Source organism: Mycobacterium sp. IDUB_3 (assembly GCF_055419585.1).
The window spans coordinates 891412-915202 of the sequence record NZ_JBVAXZ010000001.1 but is presented as its reverse complement, the minus strand read 5'-3'; the positions used below and the strand labels follow the sequence as shown (position 1 = coordinate 915202).

The 23791-nt window shown below is 66.2% G+C and carries 22 protein-coding genes and 2 pseudogenes; 12 read left to right on the top strand and 12 right to left on the bottom strand.

Annotated features, from left to right (window positions below; translation table 11 throughout):
- The first annotated feature begins 9 nt into the window (after nt 1–9).
- Nucleotides 10–540: a YbhB/YbcL family Raf kinase inhibitor-like protein gene (locus tag ACZYVJ_RS03890; protein WP_463829817.1), complete on the top strand. Its 531-nt coding sequence runs from the start codon at nt 10–12 to the stop codon at nt 538–540.
- Nucleotides 541–553: 13 nt separating this feature from the next.
- Here ACZYVJ_RS03890 and ACZYVJ_RS03885 read toward each other — a convergent pair whose 3' ends face one another.
- The gene (locus ACZYVJ_RS03885; protein WP_463829816.1) at nt 554–2095 is read right to left on the bottom strand and encodes an adenylate/guanylate cyclase domain-containing protein; all 1542 of its coding nucleotides are present in this window, start codon (nt 2093–2095) and stop codon (nt 554–556) included.
- A 103-nt stretch (nt 2096–2198) separates the two neighbouring features.
- On the opposite strand from ACZYVJ_RS03885, the pseudogene ACZYVJ_RS03880 reads away from it, so the two are divergent.
- Nucleotides 2199–2494, top strand: a pseudogene (locus ACZYVJ_RS03880) (DUF222 domain-containing protein); the annotation flags it as partial.
- A 282-nt stretch (nt 2495–2776) separates the two neighbouring features.
- Here ACZYVJ_RS03880 and ACZYVJ_RS03875 read toward each other — a convergent pair.
- Together ACZYVJ_RS03875 and ACZYVJ_RS03870 are read right to left on the bottom strand one after the other, a co-directional pair.
- Nucleotides 2777–3250, bottom strand: coding sequence for a GreA/GreB family elongation factor (locus ACZYVJ_RS03875; RefSeq protein WP_463829815.1), 474 nt, complete (start codon nt 3248–3250; stop codon nt 2777–2779).
- A gap of 104 nt (nt 3251–3354) precedes the next feature.
- On the bottom strand, nt 3355–3819 hold the full coding sequence (locus ACZYVJ_RS03870; protein ID WP_463832824.1) for a GreA/GreB family elongation factor: 465 nt from the start codon (nt 3817–3819) through the stop codon (nt 3355–3357).
- Between ACZYVJ_RS03870 and ACZYVJ_RS03865 the strand changes: the two genes are divergently transcribed.
- Nucleotides 3758–3913: a hypothetical protein gene (locus tag ACZYVJ_RS03865; protein WP_463833089.1), complete on the top strand. Its 156-nt coding sequence runs from the start codon at nt 3758–3760 to the stop codon at nt 3911–3913. The genes ACZYVJ_RS03870 and ACZYVJ_RS03865 overlap by 62 nt on opposite strands.
- Nucleotides 3914–4183: 270 nt before the next feature.
- Here the strand turns inward: ACZYVJ_RS03865 and ACZYVJ_RS03860 are convergent, their stop codons facing one another.
- The 5 genes from ACZYVJ_RS03860 to ACZYVJ_RS03840 all read right to left on the bottom strand — a co-directional run bounded on the left by ACZYVJ_RS03860 (nt 4184) and on the right by ACZYVJ_RS03840 (nt 9026).
- Entirely contained in the window at nt 4184–4813 is a 630-nt protein-coding gene (locus ACZYVJ_RS03860; protein WP_463829814.1) for an Rv1733c family protein, read from the bottom strand.
- 185 nt (nt 4814–4998) lie between these two features.
- The gene (locus tag ACZYVJ_RS03855; RefSeq protein ID WP_463829813.1) at nt 4999–6522 is read right to left on the bottom strand and encodes a PucR family transcriptional regulator; all 1524 of its coding nucleotides are present in this window, start codon (nt 6520–6522) and stop codon (nt 4999–5001) included.
- Between the two features lie 67 nt (nt 6523–6589).
- Entirely contained in the window at nt 6590–7660 is a 1071-nt protein-coding gene (locus tag ACZYVJ_RS03850; protein WP_463832823.1) for a quinone-dependent dihydroorotate dehydrogenase, read from the bottom strand.
- A gap of 32 nt (nt 7661–7692) precedes the next feature.
- Nucleotides 7693–7962, bottom strand: coding sequence for a DUF5703 family protein (locus ACZYVJ_RS03845; RefSeq protein WP_463829811.1), 270 nt, complete (start codon nt 7960–7962; stop codon nt 7693–7695).
- Nucleotides 7959–9026, bottom strand: coding sequence for a YncE family protein (locus ACZYVJ_RS03840; RefSeq protein ID WP_463829810.1), 1068 nt, complete (start codon nt 9024–9026; stop codon nt 7959–7961). The genes ACZYVJ_RS03845 and ACZYVJ_RS03840 overlap by 4 nt, the downstream gene beginning before the upstream one ends.
- Before the next feature lie 109 nt (nt 9027–9135).
- Between ACZYVJ_RS03840 and ACZYVJ_RS03835 the strand changes: the two genes are divergently transcribed.
- The 6 genes from ACZYVJ_RS03835 (at nt 9136) to mshC (ending at nt 13984) form a co-directional block, all read left to right on the top strand.
- A complete protein-coding gene (locus ACZYVJ_RS03835) occupies nt 9136–9438 on the top strand; it encodes a hypothetical protein (RefSeq protein WP_463829809.1) in 303 nt (100 codons plus the stop codon).
- Between the two features lie 150 nt (nt 9439–9588).
- Nucleotides 9589–10338 (top strand): histidine phosphatase family protein, encoded by a 750-nt coding sequence (locus ACZYVJ_RS03830; protein ID WP_463829808.1) that lies wholly within the window; start codon nt 9589–9591, stop codon nt 10336–10338.
- Nucleotides 10339–10400: 62 nt separating this feature from the next.
- A complete protein-coding gene (locus tag ACZYVJ_RS03825) occupies nt 10401–10988 on the top strand; it encodes a DUF3090 domain-containing protein (RefSeq protein ID WP_007770786.1) in 588 nt (195 codons plus the stop codon).
- On the top strand, nt 10972–11787 hold the full coding sequence (locus ACZYVJ_RS03820) for an SCO1664 family protein (RefSeq protein WP_463829807.1): 816 nt from the start codon (nt 10972–10974) through the stop codon (nt 11785–11787). Before ACZYVJ_RS03825 ends, ACZYVJ_RS03820 begins: the two co-directional genes overlap by 17 nt.
- A gap of 66 nt (nt 11788–11853) precedes the next feature.
- Nucleotides 11854–12654 (top strand): 3'(2'),5'-bisphosphate nucleotidase CysQ, encoded by an 801-nt coding sequence (locus tag ACZYVJ_RS03815; protein ID WP_463829806.1) that lies wholly within the window; start codon nt 11854–11856, stop codon nt 12652–12654.
- Between the two features lie 94 nt (nt 12655–12748).
- Nucleotides 12749–13984 carry a cysteine--1-D-myo-inosityl 2-amino-2-deoxy-alpha-D-glucopyranoside ligase gene (gene mshC / locus ACZYVJ_RS03810; RefSeq protein WP_463829805.1) on the top strand — a complete coding sequence of 412 codons (1236 nt, stop codon included), beginning with the start codon at nt 12749–12751 and terminating at the stop codon, nt 13982–13984.
- Between the two features lie 133 nt (nt 13985–14117).
- On the opposite strand, the pseudogene ACZYVJ_RS03805 reads toward mshC, so the two are convergent.
- The 4 genes and pseudogenes from ACZYVJ_RS03805 to ACZYVJ_RS03790 form a co-directional block, all read right to left on the bottom strand.
- Nucleotides 14118–14375, bottom strand: a pseudogene (locus ACZYVJ_RS03805) (DUF6545 domain-containing protein); the annotation flags it as partial.
- Entirely contained in the window at nt 14278–15165 is an 888-nt protein-coding gene (locus ACZYVJ_RS03800; RefSeq protein ID WP_463829804.1) for a hypothetical protein, read from the bottom strand. The pseudogene ACZYVJ_RS03805 and the gene ACZYVJ_RS03800, both read right to left, overlap by 98 nt.
- 32 nt (nt 15166–15197) lie before the next feature.
- On the bottom strand, nt 15198–15698 hold the full coding sequence (locus ACZYVJ_RS03795) for a hypothetical protein (protein ID WP_463829803.1): 501 nt from the start codon (nt 15696–15698) through the stop codon (nt 15198–15200).
- Entirely contained in the window at nt 15679–16080 is a 402-nt protein-coding gene (locus ACZYVJ_RS03790; RefSeq protein ID WP_463832822.1) for a helix-turn-helix domain-containing protein, read from the bottom strand. The genes ACZYVJ_RS03795 and ACZYVJ_RS03790 overlap by 20 nt, the downstream gene beginning before the upstream one ends.
- 1174 nt (nt 16081–17254) lie before the next feature.
- Here ACZYVJ_RS03790 and ACZYVJ_RS03785 point away from each other — a divergent pair.
- The 3 genes from ACZYVJ_RS03785 (at nt 17255) to ACZYVJ_RS03775 (ending at nt 23786) form a co-directional block, all read left to right on the top strand.
- Complete coding sequence (locus ACZYVJ_RS03785; RefSeq protein ID WP_463829802.1) at nt 17255–19933, top strand: helix-turn-helix transcriptional regulator; 2679 nt, start codon at nt 17255–17257, stop codon at nt 19931–19933.
- Nucleotides 19934–20417: 484 nt separating this feature from the next.
- A complete protein-coding gene (locus ACZYVJ_RS03780) occupies nt 20418–23009 on the top strand; it encodes a helix-turn-helix transcriptional regulator (RefSeq protein WP_463832821.1) in 2592 nt (863 codons plus the stop codon).
- A 543-nt stretch (nt 23010–23552) separates the two neighbouring features.
- The gene (locus tag ACZYVJ_RS03775) at nt 23553–23786 is read left to right on the top strand and encodes an MbtH family protein (protein ID WP_463829801.1); all 234 of its coding nucleotides are present in this window, start codon (nt 23553–23555) and stop codon (nt 23784–23786) included.
- Nucleotides 23787–23791: the final 5 nt, after the last annotated feature.

The window sequence follows — 23791 nt, the reverse complement described above, 5'->3', positions numbered from 1 at the left end:
AGGACCGCCATGAGCACTGCTCCTGACCCGTACGCATCGTTGCCGAAGCTGCCGACCTTCACGCTGACCTCGCAATCGGTTACCGACGGCCAGCCGCTGGCCAATCCGCAGGTCAGCGGAATCATGGGGGCGGGCGGCGAAGACGTCAGCCCCCAGCTGAGCTGGTCGGGATTCCCCGAGGAGACGCGCAGCTTCGCCGTCACCGTCTACGACCCTGACGCCCCGACGGCATCCGGTTTCTGGCACTGGGCCGTGGCCAACCTGCCGGCCGACGTCACCGAGCTGCCCGCGGGCGCCGGCGATGGCAGCAACCTGCCCGGGGACGCGCTGACGCTGGTGAACGACGCCGGTCAGCGTCGCTATATCGGTGCCGCGCCCCCGGCGGGTCACGGCCCGCACCGGTACTACATCGCCGTGCACGCCGTGGACACCGAGAAGCTGGATCTTCCCGCGGACGCCAGCCCGGCCTTCCTCGGGTTCAACCTGTTCCAGCACGCCATCGCGCGGGCGGTCATCCACGCCACCTACGAACAGAAGTAGGGCTCCGGCCGTTTCACCGGCGTCCGGTGGCCGGGGCTAGGTGCGCCATCCCGCGGAGAACCCACGGTGCGCGCGTCGCGATCAGCTCCACGGCGCGGTCCGAGCGGCGCATCGCGGTCCGACGGCCGGGAGTCGGTGTCGACACCAGTTGCGCCTCAGGCGATCCCGCCCGCGGGCCGTTGCGATCGACCGCCAGCAATTGCCAATGGCCGGGCACGCCACGCAGTTCGACGCTGCCACGGTCCTCGAAGCCAGTGCCCGAGCCGACGACCAGGTCGCACACGGTGCGGGACACGAGAATGTCGCCCGCCCCTGCGTGCCCGAGGATTCGCGCCGCGATGTGTACCGCGAGTCCGCCGATGTCGTTGTCCAGTAGTTCGCATTCTCCGGTGTGGATGCCAACGCGGATCTGGACGCCCAGGATCTCGGCGTCACCGCGCAACGCCTCGGCGCAGCGGATTGCCTGCGTCGGGCCGTCGAACGTGGTGAGGTGCCCGTCGCCGGTGCTCTTGACCACCGTGCCGCCGAACCGTTGGGTGAGCTCGGCGGTGATCTCACCGAAGCGGTGCAACACCGCGCGCCACCGCTCATCGCCTGCTGCCGCGGCGTGTTGAGTCGAGGCGACCATGTCGGTGAACAACACGGTGCGCAGCGCGCGATGTGACTGTGCAGGCGCGGCATGGCTGCCGGTGAGGAACTCCTCGATACCGGTCAGGATCTTGTCGGGGTCGGTTAAGAAGGGTGCATGGTCCACCCCCTCGACCTCGAGGTACCGCGCGCCGGGGATGTGGTCGGCGAGATACCGGCCGCCCTGCACCGGAACCGCGGGGTCCTCACGGGCATGGATGACCAGCGTTGGCACGCTGATCGTGGGCAGGATCGGGCGCACGTCAGTGAGAAAGGCCGCTTCGAATGACGCCCGCGCCATACCCGGGCTCGCGCTCATGCGCTCCAACATTGCGAGCTGGCGTATCGACCGGACCGACGGCGCGCTGATGCTGGCTGCCGCACCGCTGCCCCACCGGGAGCGCACGGCGCGGCCGCCTTCCAGCCAGCGGGCGAGCTGTTCAACCGACGGCGTGTAGTTCTCACCCAGCTCGGAAAGGAAGCGCGCCCGCAGCTCGGCCGGGTCACGATCCATGTCGTCCCACCCGCACGGGTGAAACGAGTATGTGGCGCAAAGGATCAGCGCCCGCACTCGCTCCGGCCGTGCTGCCGCGAACATCATGGACGCCGGTCCACCATCGCTCAGACCGGAAATGACGGCCCGTCCGAAGCCGACGGCGTCCATGACGGCCTCGATCTCGGCCACCCGATCATCCAGTGTGCGAACTTTCGGCACCGGGTCCGAAAGCCCGATCCCGGCTTTGTCGAACACGAGGACGCGACAGAACGTGGCCAGCTGCTCCATGAACGCTTTGAATTGGGGGAGGGTCCAGGCCAGCTCGATGTGGCTGACGAACGGCCCGACGACGACGAGCTCGACAGGCCCGTCGCCGAAGATCTGATACGCCAGGCTGAGATCGCCACACGCTGCGTATGACGTTTCCGGCACTGGTTGAGCGTACTGCGGGATGACGAAAAACAGCTGTCGCAGCAGGCCGTACATCCGGCGTCCGCCCTCGCGTCGCTGAGCCGGCGTCACAGTTCCGGCTGGTCGGGCCGAGGCCGGTCGCCGGATCGCCGAGGCGGCCGACCTGAGTCCGTGCCGGGCGCTTTCCGGCAAACCGTTACCGCCCGTGTTGCCGGCGACCGCGGCGGCCCAGCGCGACGGGGTGATCGGTGCCGACCACGTGGCGGTGATCCGGCGGCTTTTCCACCAGCTGCCCGAGTCCGTCGACATCGAGACGTGTCAGCACGCCGAGAAGCAACTGGCGGCCAGGGCGACCGAATTTGGCCCCGATCGCTCGCCAAGCTGGCCCGCCGCCTGATGGACTGCCTCAATCCCGACGGCAGCTGATCGAGCGGCGCGGCTGGACACTGCGGACTATCAAGTTCTGCGGCGACTCACATGCGTCCGTATGCGAGGGCCATGATTAGACCCAAACCCGCTAGCAGGAGAAACATTATCGTCACCGGGTCGATTACTTCGAAGATCAAGTGATCACCCCTGGGTGGGCAGGATCGTCAGCGATAGACGACTGAGTGCCTGATTTATGCCCAGCGACTGTTGTATGTGGTTGTGGTTCACTATATCTGGGCACCGCGCGATGAATCGGAATCATATACTCAGCCATTACTTCAAAGCGGCAGTGTGGACCCCGTACGGCACGGCCTCAAGCAGGGTGACGGTCTGGCTCGTACCACTGGGCAGGGTATAAGTGCGTCTTTCGCCGAGGCGTGCGCCCGTGATCGCGGCGCCGAGCGGTGATTCGCCGGAGTAGACCTCGACGTCACTGTATTCGGCAACGCGCACACCCAGCAAGAAGGTTTCGGTGTCGCCGGTTTCGTCGTAGCGGATGGTCAAAACCATGCCAGGCTCGGCGATCCCGTCATCGGGTGGATCCTCGCCGACGACGGCGTTGAACAACAAATCATGAATTCGTTTGATCCTGGCCTGCCACGCGCATTGGGCAGCGATGGCGCTGTCGTCCGGCTGACCGTCAGCGGCTGCGCCGGTGTGCGACCCACGTAACCTGGCCAGTTCCCTTTGTAGCCGCTCATAGCCGCGCGGCGAAATCCACACGGGTTGCCCGCTGGTGGTGTTCACTGTTCTCCTTAGTGGTGTAAGGCCACGACGCCGGCGCGACGCGAAGGTCGTTGGCGCGGTGAGTTTCCGGGACGCTCTGGGTCAGTTGGGCATTCGGGTCGCTGTTACCGTTGGGTCGCGGCTGTCTGTGACCGGTTGCGTTTCGTCAGGTGCATTTCATAGGGCACGGCCTCAAGCAGCGTCACCAGTCGTCCCGTCTCATCGGGAATTGAGTAGATGCGCTGGTCGCCGGGCCGCGCGCCGGCTATCGCGCGGCCCAAGGGCGACGCCATCGAGTAGACCTTGATGTCGGCGCCTTCGCTGCCGCGTCTGCCGAGTAGAAAAGTTTCGGTCTCGCCGGTGACGTCGTAGCGGATGGTCAAGACCATGCCCGGTCCGGCGATGGAGTCACCGGCGGGATTCTCGCCAATAATTGCCTTGGACAACAACTTCTGAATCTCACGGATGCGTCGTTGTAGCGCTACCCGATTCGCGTCGAAGTCCATTGCGTCGTCAGGAGTTTCAACGATGAGCCCCGATCGCAGCGCGTTGAGTTTGTTGCGCAAGCGGGCGTACTGCTGTCGTGTCATCCAGATGGGTTTGGTGCTGGTCATTTTGAATGGTGTCCTTTCGTTTGCCGGGGAGCGTCGTCAGGGGCGGGCCGAAGTGGGCAGCCGCCACTGACGACTCGGACGCCCATAGTGGGCGAAATTCGAGGCGGTTCAAAGTTTTTCGTGTGGCGCTAATTCCATTGTGGCCTGCGCCGGCACGATGGTGTTTGCCGAAAACCGACAACGGCGGTGCGCGGCATTGTCACGCCCCGACAACGCTGTTGCCGCGGGCGCCCGGACGCAACACAACCGGAGCGGCGAGAGCATTTCATAGACACGAAAACTCAGTCCCCGCGGACGCTCACCGCAGCGACTGGGTGCGGATTAAGGGTGGCCGTACTGCTTATCGTCGCTCGACCAGGCGGTCGAAGCTTTGTTGCCATCGGTTGTAGCGGAGTCGGTCAAGGGTGATGCGTGCACGGGCGAAAAGAGCCACTGCCAAAAGGCTCACGCCCCACCAGGTCGCTACTGCGAAGGCCAGCGCCTCTTCGCGGGCGGTGTCTAGCGGTCGGGCAACCGGAAGGCCTCGGTCATCTACCCAGATCTCGATATCGTCGCCAATTTCGGCTGTCAGCGGCGCGGCAACGTCGCCGGTGCGTTCGGCCCCGGCGGCAAACCATCGGGCAGGAGCCGTCACTGCTGGGCTTTCAAGGTTGCGGCGGGGGTGACTCTCTCCGGTGACCGTCGCGGTCACCGGGCGGCGAGTCTGGACCTGCTCGGCATAGAGACGGCTTCGAGAATCATGGACCGCGGTGCCCACGGCGGCACCGATCGGCACGGCGATCACCGACATCGCAACGGCAAACACCAAAATCAGCGCCTCCAACCGGTCTGTGTTGCGTATCAGTGGGTTACGACCGAACAGCCGCACGAGCAGCCTTCGCGGCACGGGCACGGTAAATGCCTCCATCTCGGCGTCATCGTCTGGTCGGCGGTCGGTTATCCGTTGATGATCGGACTCTGAGGTGGACATCGAATTTCCTATCGGAAGGTCCGCGGGGGCATGCGGTATCGCGAGGCGGGCCGAAACCAGCCCGTCACTCAAACCTGGGCGTCTGAGGTGGCAACCTTCATGATGGTGCGGACGGCTGCCCAACGCTTTGCCGCAGCCACACAACGACGCTGCCGCGCTTTGTCGGGTTCCGACAGCGCCCTCGGTCAATCAGTGTCGATGGCCGCGAGTTCGATCATCATCGCCAGCCGCTTTCTGGCATCGTCTAACGGCAGATTGGTGATCTCGGCCATCTTGCGCAGCCGGTACCGCACGGTGTTTTCGTGCACTCCCAGCCGTTCACCGGCCTCGGCCGGGTCGCCCTGGGCCTCCAGCCATGCTCGCAGCGTGGCCACGTAGTCGGTCCCGTTGGCGCGGTCGTGGCGGCCTAGCTCGGCCACCGGGCCACGGGAGGGGGACCGGCCCGAGCGCGCCGCCGTGCGCAACCGCTGCAGCAGGATGTCAGCCCATGACTCGTCATAAACCGGAGGCGTGGCCGCGGGTGACATCTCATGTAGCGCCAGACATTCCTCGGCTTCCTGACGTGCAGCGGCGAGGTCTGTCACGTCGGCCGCGCCACTTACGCCGGCCAACACCGTTACCTGTTCGGGAAGGGCCGCCCGCAGACCGGTTACCCAGCGGAGCGCCGCCGCCGCCTGCCCGCCCGGTAGCAGCGTGTAAACGATATTGCCCGCCAAAGCACTCCGGCCTGGCCGAGACCAGCCGAAGCCGGTGGTGGCGCGCTCGAACGCCAACAACAGAGCTGCATCGCGTTCATCGCCGATGAACGCCTGCAGCGCGATAACCCTCAAACCGTCGTGCGGCAGACCCAGCCTGCTCGCCACCATGGCGGCATCAGCCGTGCCCTCCAGCAACCGGATCACCAGTTCGGATTCGACTTGGCGCTCCAAGTCCGCGCTTGCTCGTGACCGCAGAAGATGCAGGGCCACCGTGTGCGCACCCTCGGCCAAGGCGCTGCGCGCCGCTTCGCCCAGCGGCGCCGAACACGCCACCCATACCGACCCGATCAGCTCTCCTCCGGAACGCACCGCCACCACCATGCGCCCGATCAAGCCAAGTTCGGAGTGTTCGGGGACAAATAGCGGCTCGTCGGAGACCCGCAGGTGTGCGAATACGCCCCGCGTCTCGAACAATGCCCGCAGCTGCTCTGGGGTCTGTCGTTCCAGGATCGTCTGAACCCGCGCCGGATCGGCATGTTGCTGCAGTCTCGAATACGCCAATACGCGCAACAGCCGATCGTGAATGACAACCGAACTGCCGATAGCGTCCGCCAGGCTATCGGCAAGCGCGAACAGATCCGTTGGGCCACGACCGGATTCAGTCTCACGGCCCTCCAGCACCAGCCCGTAGACGACCGTACCCACCTCGCTCCAGGTGACCGAATCGTCGACCACCATGACCGCGCCGACCCCGGCGTCGCCGTCAAACGCGACTGGCTCCTCACCGTCGCGTACCAACACCACGACAGCACGCGCCGAAGTTGCCCACTGCGCCGCTTCGGTAAGGGAGCCGGCACCGATGGCCAGCAATACATCGCCTACCACCACACGGTCCGGCGCGGCTTCGTGGATCACAACGCTGCGCAGTTCAGTCGACCTGGGCACCGACGACCAACGCAAGCGGACTCCGTAACCACCCAGCACATTCACCAGGCGGTCCAACGTGATCACCAGCCGCTCCTAATGCCGAACTGGTAGCCAGCCTAACCAGGAGTCAAGCGGGCCGGCGCGGCTTGACTCAATCAGGTGTGCGGGCCGCCGAGCCGACGGCATCACCGAGCGAAGCGAAGCCACCGTCGTGCAGCCGCTGTGCGATGCCCTGGTGAATCCGCTTGGCCCACAGGCCTCCTCCGTAGATGAAGCCCGTATAGCCCTGCAGCAGCGATGCGCCCGCGGTGATCCGTTCCCATGCGTCGTCCGCGGTCTCGATGCCCCCGACGCTGATCAACACCAGGCGGTCGCCGACACGGCCGTACAGCCTGCGCAGCACTTCGATGGCGCGGCGCGCCACCGGCGGACCGGAGATGCCACCCGGTCCCAGCTCCTCGACCCCTGGTGTGTTCAAGCCCTGCCGCGACACGGTGGTGTTGGTGGCGACGATGCCGGCCAGGCCCAGTTCGACTGCCAGGTCCGCGATCTCGTCCACATCGGAATCGGAAAGGTCCGGCGCGATCTTCACCAGCACCGGGGTGGACGTCTCGGCGAGCACGGCCGACAGGATGGGCCGCAGCGACTCGACCGCCTGCAGATCACGCAGCCCCGGCGTGTTCGGCGAGCTGACATTGACCACCAGGTAGGACGCCAGCGGGCCGACCAGCCGGGCGCTCGCCCGGTAATCGTCGACGGCCTGCGCGGCCGGCGTCACCTTCGTCTTGCCGATGTTGACCCCGATCGGAACCTCGGGCCGCTGCCGGGAGAGCCGCATCGCCAGTGCGCCCGCACCGAAATTGTTGAAGCCCATCCGGTTCAGCAGCGCCCGGTCGGCCGGCAGCCGGAACATGCGCGGGGCGGGATTGCCGGGTTGCGGGTTGGCGGTGACCGTCCCGACCTCGGCGTGCCCGAAGCCCAGCGCGCCCCAGGTGAGCAGGCCGAGGCCGTCCTTGTCGAAGCCGGCCGCCAGTCCCAGCGGCCCGGGGAAGCGCACCCCGAATACCGTGCTGGCCAGTGCGGGATCGGTCGGGGCCAACAGCCGGTGCAGCACCCGCCGCGTCCACCCGACCGCGGTGACAGCGCGCAGCAAGGCGAATACCAGCGTGTGGATCCGCTCGGGCGGGATGACGAAAAACAGCTGTCGCAGCAGGCCGTACATCCGGCGTCCGCCCTCGCGTCGCTGGGCCGGCGTCACAGTTCCGGCTGGTCGGGCCGTCGCCCCTCGGAGCCGGCACCGTCCAAACGAGATTTTTTGCGGCGCAACAGCACTCGTCTACTGCCGTCGGTGTAAAGCCGCACCCTGGTCAACTCCCAGCCGCGGTATTCGGCCTCGATCGACAATCGGGTGGATGCGCTGACCCGGGTCACTTCCGGTGGCAGGCGCAACGGCGCCCATTCGTATTCGTCGGACATCTCGGTGTCCCAGCCCGCGGGCAGGCGGCTGCGCCGCGCGGCGGTCAACGCGTTCCCGCCGCGTGGTCGATGACCTGAACTCCCGCACCCGAGCCCGACACCACGTACAGGGTGTCTGACGCCTCGTCGAAGGCCAGTGAGTTCGGTTGCTGCACGGTCGGGTAACGCACCTTTTCGACGGGAATTCCGGTGGATAGATCGTAACCAATGACGATATTGGAAACGGTCTGCGAAACCCAGGCTAACGCGCGGGAGCCGGCCAGGCCGTACGGCGCCTGCGGAACCGGGTAGGCCTGACGCAGGATCAGCGGGTCCACGCCGTACACCAGCAGCTGGCCGCCGCGGGTGTCTGCGACCAGCACGCGGCCCGCCGGATCGGCGGCCATCGTGGTGGCGCCCCGGCCCGCCCGCAGCGCCTGCTGGGCATGGCCGTCGGCGTCGATCGTCGTCACCGACGTCTGCCCACGGTCCAGCACCACCGTCGTATTGCCTTGTGTGGCAAGGCAATCGACGCGTGCGAAGATCTTGTTGCGGTTGGTGACGGTCGCACCGGTCACGGTGCCCGGTGTCTGGGAGGCAAGGGTGTAGACGGCGCCGTCGGCGCTGCCCAGCACCAGACTGCCGTCGGCGCGCTGCGCCACCGCGGTGAATTCGGTCTGGGCGGCGCCGGCGACGGCCACCTGGGTCACGCGACCGGTACGCAACTCCACCGCGAGGTACCCGCCGCGGCCGGCCAGGTACGCGGTTCCGTGGCCGTCGGCGGCCAAAGCGGTCACCGGTCCCGGCAGCTCGACGACGCGCGGCGGGGCCTGGGGATCGCCGAAAACGGTGACGCTGGCGGGTGCGGCCGGGTCGGTGCCCGGCGTCAGGACCGCCAGCTGACGGGTGCCGCCGTCGAAGATCGCCGCCGCGGCGTGACCGGCCAGCGGCCGTACGGCTCCGGGCGGCCGTTGCGAGGCCGGCGGCGACACGGCGGCGTGCGCCGGTTCGATGGTGCGCGGCGCCGTGTCGAGCGGATTCGATGAACATCCCGCTGCGGCGCTGAGCAAAACCGCGAGCCCCAATGCACGGCCTTGAGCTGCCAGTTTGTGACGAACGTGCCGTGACAGCAATTCTTTTCCTCGTGGTTCGGCGGTGGAACACAAATTCTAAGGAACGCTTTCGCATCTAACAGGGCCATGCTGCCTGCAATCCTCCCTACCGGCGAGGTATGGTCGGCTCATGGCCGTCACCGCTGACCGTCATTTGGCGCAGAATGAGTTTGCTGTTGAGGACATGTCGACAGGCATTTCCGCTAGCGGATACGGACAAGTCGGTGATGGACGGAGTTTTTCGTTCCACATCGAGAATCGATCCCTTGTCGTAGAGGTTTACCGGCCGCGCCTGGCCGGGCCCGTTCCGCAGGCCGATGAGGTGGTCGCCAGGGCGGTCCGCAGCCTGGTCGACATCGACCTCACCGACGAGCGCAGTCTGGGCGCTGCGGTGCGCGACTCCGTGGCGCACGCGGAGCCGGTTTCCCGCTAGTGGCGATCGCAAGCGCGGCGTAGCCGGGCGCGGCGGGTCGCCACCATCGCGCTAGTGGCGATCGCAAGCGCGGCGTAGCCGGGCGCGGCGGGTCGCCACCATCGCGCTAGTCCTTGCCGGACCCGTCCACCGGGTACCGTCGTGGTCGATATGACCGTCATCCTGTTACGGCACGGCCGCTCGAGTTCGAACACGGCGGGCGTACTCGCCGGTCGCTCCGAGGGTGTCGACCTCGATGACAAGGGCCGTGAACAGTCGGATGGCCTGATCGATCGGATCGGTGATCTGCCGATCCGGGAGCTGGTCAGTTCGCCGCTGCTGCGCTGCCGTCGCACCCTCGAGCCGTTGGCCGACGCGCTGTGCCTGACGCCGCTCGTCGATGATCGGCTCGCCGAGGTGGACTACGGCGAGTGGACGGGCCGCAAACTCGGCGAGTTGGTCAGCGAGCCGCTGTGGAAGGTCGTTCAGGCGCATCCCAGCGCGGCGGTGTTCCCCGGCGGCGAGGGCCTGGCACAGGTGCAGGCGCGGGCGGTGTCCGCTGTGCGCGAACACGACCGCCGGCTGGCCGCCGAGCACGGCGGTGACGTGTTGTGGGTCGCTTGCACTCACGGGGATGTCATCAAGGCGGTCATCGCCGACGCGTACGGCATCCACCTGGACGGGTTCCAGCGCGTCACCGCCGACCCGGCCTCGGTGAGTGTGATCCGCTACACCGAGCTGCGCCCGTTTGTGTTGCACGTCAACCACACCGGCGCGCGGCTGTCCGCCAGCCTGCGCGCCGGACCCCCGGCGAAGGACGAGGCGAAGCCGGAAACCGACCCCAAGTCCAACGGAGAGCCGCAGGAATCGGCCGCCGCGGTACCGTCCAGCGACGCGGTGGTCGGTGGTTCCACGGATTAATTCGGCGACTACCTCCGTCGGATCGCACGGCGGTGGCAACAGCCGGTATTTTGGGAAGTGCCATGGCCCGCGCAATTCATGTCTTCCGCACACCCGACCGCTTCGTGGCCGGGACCGTCGGCCAGCCCGGAAACCGCACGTTCTACATCCAGGCTGTGCACGACGCTCGAGTGGTGTCGGTGATTTTGGAGAAGCAGCAGGTGGCGGTGCTGTCCGAACGCATCGGTGCGCTGCTGCTCGAGGTGAACCGCAGGTTCGGCACGCCCGTCCCGCCGGAGCCCGCCGAGATCGAGGACCTCGATCCGTTGGTCACCCCCGTGGACGCCGAGTTCCGGGTCGGAACCATGGGTCTGGGTTGGGATTCGGAGGCCCAGACGGTGGTGGTCGAGCTGCTCGCGGTCACCGACGCCGAGTTCGACGCGTCGGTGGTGCTCGACGACACCGAAGAGGGTCCCGACGCGGTCCGGGTGTTCCTGACGCCGGAGTCGGCGCGCCAATTCGCCACCCGCTCCAATCGAGTCATCTCCGCGGGACGTCCACCGTGTCCGTTGTGCGACGAACCGCTGGACCCGGAGGGCCATATCTGCGCGCGCGCCAACGGATATCGGCGCAGTGCGCTGCTCGGGCCTGACGATGACCCCGAGGTCTGACGACCGTGAGGTGTTGCGCGACGGCGAGCTGACGGTCATCGGACGGATCCGCTCGGCCAGCAACGGCACCTTCTTATGCGAATCGACGCTGGGCGAGTCCAGCGTGCACTGCGTCTACAAGCCGGTCGCTGGTGAGGCGCCGCTGTGGGATTTCCCGGACGGGACGCTGGCCGGCCGCGAGCGGGCCGCGTATCTGGTTTCCGCGAAGTTGGGCTGGAACATCGTGCCCTACACGATCATTCGGCACGGGCCGGCGGGCCCGGGCATGCTGCAGCGGTGGGTGCAGCAACCCGGCGACGCGGTGGATACCGAGCCGCGGCCGGGGCCGGATCTGGTCGACCTGTTTCCCGCCGGCACCAGACAGCCGGGCTACCTGCCGGTGCTGCGCGCCCTGGACTACGCGGGCGACGAGGTCGTCCTGATGCACGCCGACGACATTCGCCTGTGGCGCATGGCGGTGTTCGACGTGTTGGTCAACAACGCCGACCGCAAGGGCGGCCACGTGCTGCGCGACCTCGACGGCCACATCTTCGGGGTCGACCACGGCGTGTGCCTGCACGTCGAGGACAAACTGCGCACGGTGCTGTGGGGATGGGCCGGCAAGCCGATCGACGATCAGATGTGCAAGGCCATCGCCGGCCTGCTCGAGGCGCTGGACGATCAGTTCGGCGACGAACTGGCCGAGCACATCACCCGGGCCGAGATCGCCGCGCTGCGCAAGCGCGCGCACGCGCTGCTGGACAACCCGGTGATGCCCGGACCCAACCGGCATCGCCCCATTCCGTGGCCGGCTTTCTAGCGGTGACCGCGCGCGCGGCGCCGCCATCGGTGAAGGGCGCCCTATGGCGTCGGCGATACTGAAGCGGTGACCTCCGCCGCCGACGAGATAACCGATGCCGCCCTGGCCGCCGATCTCGCCGCCGACGCGGGGGAGCTGCTGCTGAAGGTCCGCGACGAAGTCGGCTTCGGATATCCCTGGGCGCTGGGCGATGCGGGCGACAGTCTGGCGAACGCGCTGATCTTGCGGCGCCTGCACGAGGAACGGCCCGACGACGCGGTGCTCAGCGAGGAGGCCTACGACGACCTGTCCCGCCTCAAGCACGACCGGGTGTGGATCATCGACCCCCTGGACGGCACCCGCGAGTTCTCCACGCCGGGGCGCGACGACTGGGCGGTGCACATCGCGCTGTGGCAGCGACCCACCGGCGACTCCAGCAACGGCGAGCGCGAAATCACCGACGCGGCGGTGTCGTTGCCCGCCCGTGGGAACATCGTCTACCGCAGCGACACCGTGACTGCCGACGCCGCGCGCGTTGGCGTCACCGACACCATCCGCATCGCCGTCAGCGCGACCCGCCCTCCGGCGGTGCTGCACCGGATGCGGCAGACGCTGCCCATCCAGCCCGTCGCCATCGGCTCGGCGGGCGCGAAGGCGATGGCCATCATCGACGGGCACGTCGACGCCTACGTGCACGCGGGCGGCCAGTGGGAGTGGGACTCCGCGGCCCCGGCCGGTGTGGTGATGGCCGCCGGGATGCACGCATCGCGGCTCGACGGATCACCGATGCGCTACAACCAACTCGACCCGTATCTGCCCGACTTCGTGATGTGCCGCGCCGAGCTGGCACCCATCCTGTTGAGCGCCATCCGCGGCGGGCAACGCTAGCGCGAGCCGGCGCCGCCGGCCTTTCGCTCAGAGCACGCCCCCCTTCTCGGCCCGCCGCGCGGGCCGCATCGTCGGCGCGCCTAGGCTGATTGCCATGCAGTCGTGGTCGTCCCCACAGGTCCCCGTGTTGCCGGGACGCGGTCCGGAGCTTCGGCTGTATGACACGTCTGACCGGCAGGTGCGTCCCGTGGCGGCCGGCTCGACCGCCACGATGTATGTCTGCGGCATCACCCCGTACGACGCCACCCATCTGGGCCACGCGGCGACATATCTGGCGTTCGATCTGGTCTACCGGCAGTGGCTGGATCTCGGCCACGACGTCCACTACGTCCAGAACGTCACCGACGTCGACGATCCGCTGCTGGAGCGCGCCGAGCGCGACGGCATCGACTGGCGCGACCTGGCCGAGCGTGAGGTGTCGCTGTACCGCGAAGACATGGCCGCACTGCGCATCCTGGCGCCCAGCGAATACGTCGGGGTGACCGAGGCCGTCGCCGAGGTGGTCGAACTCGTCGAGAAGATGCTGGCCTCCGGTGCGGCCTACGTCGTCGACGGCGAATACCCGGATGTCTACTACCGCGCCGACGCGACTCCGCAGTTCGGCTACGAATCCGGCTACGACCGCGAGACCATGCTGCGGCTGTTCGCCGAGCGCGGTGGTGACCCGCAACGGCCCGGCAAGACCGACCAACTGGATGCCCTGCTCTGGCGGGCCGCGCGACCGGGGGAGCCCAGCTGGCCCTCACCGTTCGGCCCCGGCCGCCCGGGCTGGCACGTCGAATGTGCGGCGATCGCGCTCAGCCGCATCGGCAGCGGCCTGGACATTCAGGGGGGCGGCAGCGACCTGATCTTCCCGCATCACGAATTCACCGCCGCGCACGCCGAATGTGTGCGCGGCGAGCGGAGATTCGCGCGCCACTACGTGCACGCCGGGATGATCGGTTGGGACGGGCACAAGATGTCCAAGAGCCGCGGCAACCTGGTGCTGGTGTCGCAGCTGCGCGCCCGGGGTGTCGAGCCTGCGGCGATCCGGTTGGGGCTGCTGGCCGGGCACTACCGCGGGGACCGGTATTGGAGCGATCAGGTGCTCGACGAAGCCATCGCCCGGCTGCAGCGCTGGCGCACCGCCGCCGCGTTGCCGGCCGGCCCGGACGCCGCCGACCTGATCGCGCGGGTGCGCCAATACCTGGCCGATGACCTCAACACTCCCAAAGCGCTTGCCGCGCTTGATGGCTGGACCACCGACGCGCTGGAATACGGCGGCCACGACACCGAGGCGCCCAAGCTGGTGGCGACCGCCATCGATGCGCTCCTGGGAGTGGCCGTCTAACCGTGCCGCGGTATCTCCTCGGTCGCGCCGGCCGGCCGTCAGGGGTGAGCCGTTTCGGTCGCCGCCCAGGCGGTGTCCACCATTTCGCCAGCGCCAACAGATCGGCGGCTTCTTCACGCAGGCTTGTTGATCGGGAGGTCACGAACAAGGCCTGATCGGGTGTCTTCGGCCCATGGCCCGCGGCCTTGGCCTTCGCGGCGTGTGCCAGCTCGAAAGCGTTTGTCGCAGAGCCATGTTCGCTGGGCGGCACGGCGTGGGCCTGGAGGAATTGGGCCAGCTCCTGCGGAGCCGCGTCACGGACGTAATGGCGCAGCTGCAGGATCGCGTCGCGGGTCTCGATGACGGTTTGGTGCGGCTGGAGGGGTGGTTTTCTGAAATCGCCGGTCGTCATGCTCGATCTCGAAGCTGCTTTCCGGCACCACGGCGGTCATGCTGAGACGCAGTGGCTGCAGACCATTCCAGGTGCGGCTGATGCCGTCCAGGCCAAGGCACGAATGCAGCCTGACGGCCAGCGGCACAGCGCCGAAGAGGTAGACGACGACGGCCATCCATAGGAATTCCGATCCGTGAACCCGTTCCCGGAACCCGACGGTGTGCGTCCAGCCGAGTTGGTCGCTCACCGCCAACACCAGCGCCTCCAGGCAGGCCGCCGCCGTCGCGGCAACCGCGAGGATTCCGGCGGCGGCGAGCAGCACTTCGCGACGCTCGGCGGCTCTTATCAGCTCGGCGACGAACATCCACAACAACCGCATCACCAAGATGACGATCATGGTCAGGTACAAGCTCAGGGCCAAGACGGCGTCCCAGCCCCCGGACACCTCAAACGTCTGCCCCGCAACGCGGGCACGGGTACCCGCGGCCACGAATGCCACGGATAACGCGACAGCGGCCAAGCGATAATAGCGATGACTGTGGCGCGTACGCTCCGGCGACCTCCGGTTCCACAGCATGGTGAACCCGATGAATTCACTACACGCCAGAATCATTGCAACGCGGGACAATTGCTGGGCGGTCGTAAAAGTCATCAGGGCGCTTCTGGACAACACTGTTTCTATTTGGCACTCACGCAAGAGCTGGCCCAGTAGCAGCCAGGCCATCACGTTGTTGAAGTAAATCTCGTAGAGATTGGCCCTGCACCACCGGAACCGCGCCGCAAGAACCATCGCCATGATCGTGATCACGGGCCACGCGATGATGCCGGGGACGGGGGAGGTCACTGGCGGCGGAAGAAGGCGCTGCGCATCATCGAGCGACGGTCGGCGGCCTCGGCGGCCGCGACCAGCAACAGAGAAGCGAACATTTCGGCATCGCGCTCCTGACCGCTGGCATAATCGGCGCGGCCCAGTACCGCGCGCACCGTACCGGGATCGAGGTCGGGCAGCGCCTGGCGGCACACTGTGCGTTCTTGCATCTCATCCCAGGCGTGACTGGCGCTTCGACCATGACCCAGCAGGATGTGGCCAATCTCGTGCCCGACAATCTGGTCGATGTGATATTCGGTCGTTCCGACCTCATGCAGGATCAGGTCTTCGTCGGCGCAGGCCAACCACAGTCCGCAGGGGCTGTCGGCCAGCGCCGCGGTGTCGATCGGGATCAGCCTGATGGCGCGACCGCGCATTTGGGCCAGGTTCTCGATGAAAACGTTCCGGTCCCAGGGCACCGGGATCGGGAGCTTGCGCGTCAGCGCGAGTATGTCAGCGTTCGATGCCGCCATTGGCCTGGTCATCTCGCCTGGATGAGATGGGTGGCAATCGTTCGAGTTCGCGAAGGTGATCGACGATCGCCGACAGGCTGTTGAGGGCCTGGGGAGTCAAGCCGGATGCACGAGCCGCCAGATCGCGCACGCCGTTGTCACGCAACGCCTGCAAAAGATTCAATTGCGCCTCGATCGCCGGGTCGGTGCCACTATCTATCAGATACGACGGCGGCACTCCGAAAAAGTCGGCGATGGCCCGTAAGTGGGCGACCGTGGGGTTTGTTTTGAGGCCGCTTCTGAGTTGCCAAAGGTAAGCCGGGCTGATGGGGACGCCGGTTTTATCGGTGATCGCCGCCGCGGCCGCGGCGTTGGAAAGCGGGGGGGTGCCGGCCTTGCGCATCAGCTCGAAGAGCTTGTTCAGGCGTGCCGCCAACCCGTTGTCATCTGGGCTTTTGGCCCGGATGCCATCGACTTTCAATGCACTCTCATTTCATGCGGACGCCAGTTTTGTGTACCCATGTTACAGGCTCACTCGTGACCACGGCCCGCGGTCGCGATACTGAGTTTTCTCTGGCGCACGACTGTGACCTCGACGTCTGTGTCACGTGAAGCACTTCTCCGAAGTTATCCACAGGGGCGGTCATTCGGTTTTACATTTTCATCAACGTACGGTTGAATGCGTGACGTGTACTGCTGTATACAGATAGCCAGTAGGGGTCCGCGCCTCGAATCGCCGATCGACGTCCCAATTGCCGTGGGCGGGTGACCGACTTTGCTGGCGAGCGGCATGGGAGCAAGGCGATCGTGGGGGATCGACCGTCGGTCATTGGACCCCGATGCTTTGGCGTTTCACATTCTGAGCAGTGGCGTGTTCCTTGCCGGCGAAGCAACGCACAACGAATTGGGCCAGCATGGCCGCAGGTCGCACGATTTCATAGCAAAGTCGAACCGAGGCCCGAAGCCCGTCATGAACCACTCCCGGGGTTGTCTAAATGGCACCCGACTCAGATACCGAGGCGCGACTAAAAGCTGAATTCCCCGAGCTGGCCGACACCGTCGGCGTTGTTAGCCAGCGTTGTAATCCAACACCCGGAGTTCTTGGGCATCGTTTCCGTCGGCATGCACATCCGAGGTGGCGCATTGTATTTGTTTGTTTGCTGGGTACCCCTCCTTAAGGCCGGTGCGAATCTATGAAACACCTGTATAACCCGCACATTAATTTACACTCGTGTCGAATCCCGGCGGCGGAGCAGCCTTTGCTGTCGCGCCAATTTAGGGGTATATTTCTGGCAAATACTGGGCTGCAGAAGGAGTTGGGTCCCGGTGCGTACTAAGAGCGAGTTGGCGCGGCCGTCTTTGGACAGGCCGCTGCGTCGACCGCCGGGACGCAATCACAATCGGCCGGCAGCTCGTCGCTGGACTGCGGTCGCCGGGGCTTGTCGAGGGGCCGTTCGCGATTCAAGACGCCGCCCACCGGGCGTGTGCTTGGCTTTGCGAAACGCCTCGGCGCATAAGCCGCCTCAGTAAATCTAGGGTTCAAGGTGCCAGGGGAAGTCGGGTCGGCGTGGCCGCTAGTGGGTCGCGATGTGGAGCTGCGGCGGTCGCTGGCGGCGCTGAATAACTCGGAGTTCCACGGGGTGGCGTTGGTCGGGGACAGCGGGGTGGGCAAGTCCACCCTGGCCCGCGTGCTGGCCAAGACGGTTGAGTCGGCAGGGCGCACAGTGCGATTCGCGCTGGGCACTCAAACGGGTTGCGCAGTGCCGCTGGGCGCATTTTCCCGCGTGGTGGGCCTTCAGACGGCGCACGAACCTGCGGTCTTGCTGGCCGCCGCGCATACCACCCTGGGTCAGGACAAGAACCTGGTGGTGGTGGTGGATGACGCGCAGTTGCTCGATCCCTTGTCTGCCACGTTGATCAATCAGCTCGCGGCCGGCCGTAGTGCGCGGTTGATCGTGACGATCCGGTCGCGTGAGCCGGTGCTGGATGCGGTAACCGCGTTGTTGAAAGAACGCCTGTTGCTAACCGTCCATGTCGAAGCGTTCAGCCGCGAGCAGACGGGTCTTTTGGCTGGCGCTGTTCTGGGTGGTCCGGTCGAGTCGGGGTTGGTTGATGAGCTGTTTGAGCGCAGTGCGGGAAATCCGTTGCTGCTGCGGGGTTTTCTCACCGCCGGCCGGGAAAGCGGTGCATTGGTTCACACGGAGGAAGGCTGGCAGCTGCGGGGCCCGCTGCGCGCGGACCGCGAACTTCACGATGTTCTGGGGTTTCGGCTGCAAGCGCTGAGCCCAGAGGACTTGGAGGTGGTGGAACTCTTGGCCACCGCCGAGCGGCTGAAGTGGGAGATCCTGCGTGACATCTGCGATGCAGAGACCGTCGCAAGTCTGGAGCGTCGTGGTCTGATCCAGTTGGTTGCCGACGGATCCCACACGGTGGCGCAGTTGAGTCACCCGATGCTCGGTGAAGCCGCGACCCGGCACGCTGGAATGGTGCGCGCCCGGCAACTCAACGGCAAAATCGCGCAAGCCCTACAGAAGCATGAACGGGCCGGGGGCCGGCCGCGGAGGCAGCCCGGCCTGCAAGGCCGGATCCGGTTGGCGCAGTTCATGATCCACAGCGACGTGGAGCCGGACCTCGATGTGATCATCGAAGCGGCGCAGGACGCGCTGACGATCTCGAATGTGGTGCTGGGTGAGGAACTGGCGAGGTTTGCGGTCGATCGTGGTGGTGGGCTGCAGGCCGCGTTGGTGCTTGCCGAGGCGGTGAGTTGGCAAGGCCGCGGCGACGAGGCGGACTCGGTGCTGGCCGATGCCGAACCCGACGACGGCGACGACTGGCCGATCGCGCGATGGGGCTGCCTGCGCGCCGCCAACTTCTTCTGGGGCTGCGGCGACGTCGAAGCCGCCACTCGGGCACTCGACGACGTGAAGAAGCGTGTTTCCTCCGAGGCCGGCTTGGGCCTCATCAACGCGTTGGAGCTGTCCATCGGCTACTTCCACGGGGACGTCGAGACGACGATCGAGCTCGGGCCGGGCCTGTGCGAGTCCGGTGTAATGCCGGTGGCGACCGTCTGGGCGGTGTTCCCGACCTGCAGTGCCTTGGCGGCGGCCGGGCGTTTTTCCGAAGTCGGCCGCATAGCGGACGTCGGGGTGCGCGCGGCTGCGCTGTGCGGATTGGGGCCGCATCGATTCAACATAGGGATGACCGAGATCATGGCCGCGACGGCGGCAGGGGATGATCGCGCGGCCGAGCGAATCTCGAAGCGTTACGCCGCGATGACTGGCGGTCTTCCGGCGGCGGAGGCCATGGTTGACGCGATGCGGGGGCTCGTTCGACTGACCCGCGGAGAGCTAACCTCGGCATGCGCTTTGTTCGCCGCTTCAATCGCTGTGTTCGCGAAGGGTTTTGCATCACCTTGGTTGGTGGTGGTGGGTGCCTGGCAAGCCCAGGCGGAGGGGGCGCGCGGTGACAGTGCGGCTGCCGCCGCGGCGTTGCGGCGCGCGGACAAAGCCTATGGACCGCATGTTGCGGTGTTTGTGCCAGAACTCGAGCTTGCCCGCGCCTGGGAGCGGGCAGCGGCCGACGATGCGAAGGCCGCTCAGACGCATGCCATGCAAGCGGCGGAGATCGCGCGCGCCGCGGGGGCGCACGTGATGGAGATGCGGGCACGCCATGCAGCGGTCCGCTTCGGCGACCGTTCTCAGGCCACGAGGCTGGAGAAGCTTGCCAGTATCTTGGACACGGCGCTGGCGGGGGCGGTCGCTGATCATGCTCGCGGTTTGGCGCAACGCGACGGCGATCTGCTCGATGCCGCGGCACATCTGTTCGCCGATCTCGGCGTCTTGGCTTGCGCCGCCGACGCAGCGGCACAGGCGGCCGGCGAACATGCCGGCCGGGGCGACCGCGGCAAGAGATTCGAGTCGTCTTCCTGGGCGCACGCTTTGGCCAGCCGTTGCGAGTTGCGCACACCGGCGCTCGAGGCCGCGATGTGCCCCCTGCCCTTCAGTGATCGTGAGCGCCAGATCGTGAGTTTGGTCGCGGCCGGTTTGTCGAACCGTGAAATCGCCGAGCGGTTGGTCATCTCGGTACGCACGGTGGAGGGACACCTGTATCGCCTTTTCACCAAGCTCGGCGTCAACAGTCGCGACCAACTCGCATTGCTGACAACCCGAGAGCCGTCTGCAGTACGCCCGTTGTTGGACGGCGGCAGCGGCCCTGCGCTTGGCCGCGAGGACGATATTCACCCCCATGCAGGCTAAGTTTTTATAGGTACCCTATGGAGTTTTAGGGACCGCTACTCTAACTGGGCGCGCACACCACTCGACTTCGCAAAAGATTCCGGCGACGCTCTCTCGAGCGGCCATAGGCTCCGGCGCATGATAGGTAGTCGAAAGCACGCCATCGCGACCGCTGGTTACGATGGCGACCCGTCCGGACCCGCAGATACGGCTCCGCCGAGGGGATTTCAGGTAGTCGAGGACGCGATCCCGTCGCCCTGCTCGGACACCACCTCAGGTTCCGATGACTTCTTCGGGCTCTATCTGGCAGCGGCGCGTTCAGGCGTTATGTAGCGCTGCGAGCTCGACGGGTCGTCCGGCGGATGCGAACTGCAATGTCTTGTGGCAGACGGTGAGCGGCCCAGCAACAGTCCGGTTGCCATGTCGGCAGCTCGGCGGGAGTGGGGAGATACATCACTTGACGCAACGGGTTAATGGGTCCACGTGGCCCATCGTGGGACGCGATTTGGAGTTCCGGCGCTCGCTCGCGGCGCTCAACAACGGGGACTACAGCGGGGTGGCGTTGGTCGGGGACAGCGGGGTGGGCAAGTCCACCCTGGCCCGCATGCTGGCCAAGACGGTTGAGTCGGCAGGGCGCACGGTGCGATTCGCGCTGGGCACTCAAACGGGTTGTGCTGTGCCGCTGGGCGCATTTTCTCGGGTGGTAAGCCTCGGAGTCGGACACGAACCGGCGATAATGCTGGCGGCTGCACATAACACCCTGGGCCAGGACAAGAACCTTGTGGTGATGGTCGACGAGGCGCAGCTGCTCGATCCCTTGTCTGCCACGTTGATCAATCAGCTTGCGGCCGGCCGTAGTGCGCGGTTGATCGTCACGATCCGGTCCGGCGATCCGGTCTTGGATGCGGTGACTGCGTTGTTGAAAGAGCGCCTGCTGCTGACTGTTCACATCGATCCCTTCACCCGCGAGCAGACCGCCCTATTGGCCGACGCTGTACTGGGTGGTCCGGTCGAGCCGGGGTTGGTTGATGAGTTGTTTGAGCGCAGTGCGGGAAATCTGTTGCTGCTGCGAGGTTTTCTCACCGCGGGCCGGGACAGCGGTGCATTGGTGCACACGGAGGAAGGCTGGCACCTTCAGGGGCCACTGCGCGCGGATCGCGAACTTCACGATGCCTTGGAGTTCCGGCTGCAATCGCTGAGCTCTGAGGAACGTGAGGTGGTGGAGCTCTTGGCCACCGCCGAATTGCTGGAGTTGGAAATCCTGCGTGACATCTGCAATGCGGACGCAATGGCAAACCTGGAGCGCCGTGGTCTGATCCAGTTGGTTGCCGACGGATCCCACACCGTGGCGCAACTGAATCACCCGATGCTCGGCGAAGCCGCGATCCGCCATGCCGGAGTGGTGCGCTCGCGGCAACTCAACGGCATATTGGCGAAAGCTCTTCGACGGCATCTGCGGGCGGTGGGGCGGCGCTCGCAGATCTCTGATCCCCGCGGCCGTATCCACCTGGCGCAGTTCATGATGCGCAGCGACTTGGAGCCCGACCTCGATGTGACTGTCAAGGCGGCGGCGGATGCGTTGGCGTTGTCGAATGTGGTGCTGGGCGAGCAACTGGCGAGGTTTGCGGTCGATCGTGGTGGTGGGCTGTTGGCGTCGTTGGTGCTCGCCGAGGCGGTGAGCTGGCAGGGCCGTGGCGACGAGGCCGAGTCCATCCTCTTAGACGTCGACGTCGATGACGCCGACGAGTGGTCGATCGCGCGGTGGGGTTGTCTGCGCGCTGCGAATCTGGCGTGGGGATGCGGTGACGCCGAAACCGCGATGCGCGTACTCACCGAGGTGAAACAACGCCTCGTGACCGAGGGTGGCCTCGAGCTGATCAATGCGTTGGAGGTTTCGATCGGGTTCTTCCGCGGCGATATTGAGAAGACGATCGAGCTCGGGCCCGGACTGTGTGAGCCCGGTGTAGTGCCGATGGCGACCGTGTGGGCGGCTGTCGCGACATGCGGTGCCCTGATGGCGGCCGGACGTTTTTCCGAAGTCAGCCCCATAGCCGCTGCCGGTGTGCGCGCGACGGCGCTCTGCAGGGCCGGAGCGCAGCGGTTCGCCATCGGATTGGCCGAGTTAATGGTTGCGACCGCCGCCGGTGACTATCAGGCGGCCGACCGAATCCACAAGCGTTACGCCGCACTTGCTACCGGCCTTCCCGCAGCGGAGGCCATGGTTGACGCGATGCTCGGGCTCGTGCAGGTTACCCGCGGTGAGCTCCCGGCAGCGTGCGCCACTCTCGCCCGGTCCATCTCCCAACTGTCCCAAGGCTTTCCGTCACCTTGGTTGCTGGTGGTGGCCGCCCTGCTGGCCCAGGCCGAGGGGACACGCGGGGACAATGCGGCGGCCGCCGCGGCGTTGCGGCATGCGGAGGAGGCATACGGGCCACATGTCGCGGTGTTCTTGCCGGAACTCGAGCTCGCCCGTGCCTGGGAGCGGGCAGCGGCCGGCGACACGGCGGGAGCCCAGACACATGCAGCGCAAGCCGCGCAGATCGCGCGGACAGCCGGGATGCACGTGGCCGAGATGCGGGCACGCCATGCGGCCATTCGCTTCGGCGATCGTTCGCAGGCAACGCGAGTGGATGAGCTCGCCCGAACCTTGAACTCCGCGTCGGCCCCAGCGGTGGCCGACCACGCCCGCGGTCTGGCACAACACGACGGCGACCTGCTCGATGCCGCAGCCCATCGATTCGCCGATCTCGGCGCCTTGGCTTTCGCCGCCGACGCAGCGGCGCAGGCGGCCGGAGAACACGCCCGCCGGGGCGAGCGTCGCAAGGAGGTCGAGTCGTCGACGTGGGCGCATGCGTTGGCCAACCAATGCGGATCCCGCACACCGGCGCTGGAGGCCGCGGCGCACCCCCTTCCCTTCAGCGGACGTGAACGTCAGATCGTGAATCTGGTCGCGGCCGGGCTGTCCAACCGCGAGATCGCCGACCGGCTGGTCATTTCGGTACGCACGGTGGAGGGACACCTCTATCGCCTTTTCACCAAACTCGGCATCAACAACCGTGACCAACTCATCCATCTGATCAGCCAAGATGCGTCGTGAGGGAACAGGTTTTCCGGGCATGGGGCGGGGCTGACTGGAGGGAACTCACCTCGCCGGGCTGCTAAGCCCGAATTTGTCCAGGACACAAGAGATGCATGGACCGCCGCGCGGACGGCGGTGAGCGCCCCATGTCGACTAGTTGCTCCCCTCGGTCCGGAGGTTGTGGGACACTTGTACAAGATAGTCGCGAACTCGCGTCACGACTCTGCCGCCTCGCGGGGCTTGTCGCGTAAGAGCTGAAATTCAGTTGATGCGCCGAAAAATACTGTTGCAGAATGCAATTCGTGACCACCGGCACGTTATGGGGCGAGTATTTTCCGTCGCAGCCGGAGCCACCACTCTGTCGGCCTGCGCCTACCACTCTATGTGCGGGTCCTGACTACGCGATCGACTTCATAAGCCTGACAACAGGATTGAAACCCACGACGCTCGGGTCATGCAGTTCGTCGAGACCGTCTCCGGGCCCCGCCCCACAGCGCCGGGTCAGAAACGGCAAGTGCAGCGAACTGTTCAGCTCATGCTAAAGCGAGTTTTGGAGGACTTGTGAGTACCAACCCGTTCGACGACGACAATGGCAGCTTTTGTGTCCTGATCAACGACGAAGAGCAGCACAGCCTGTGGCCGGCGTTCGCCGAAATCCCGGCCGGCTGGCAGATGGTTTACGGCGAAGCGGATCGGACCGCGTGCCTGGAGTACATCGAACAGAACTGGCCCGATATCCGGCCGAAGACTCTACGGAACAGGCTGGCGGCAGGTCGCCGGGGTTCTGGCAACTAAACCGC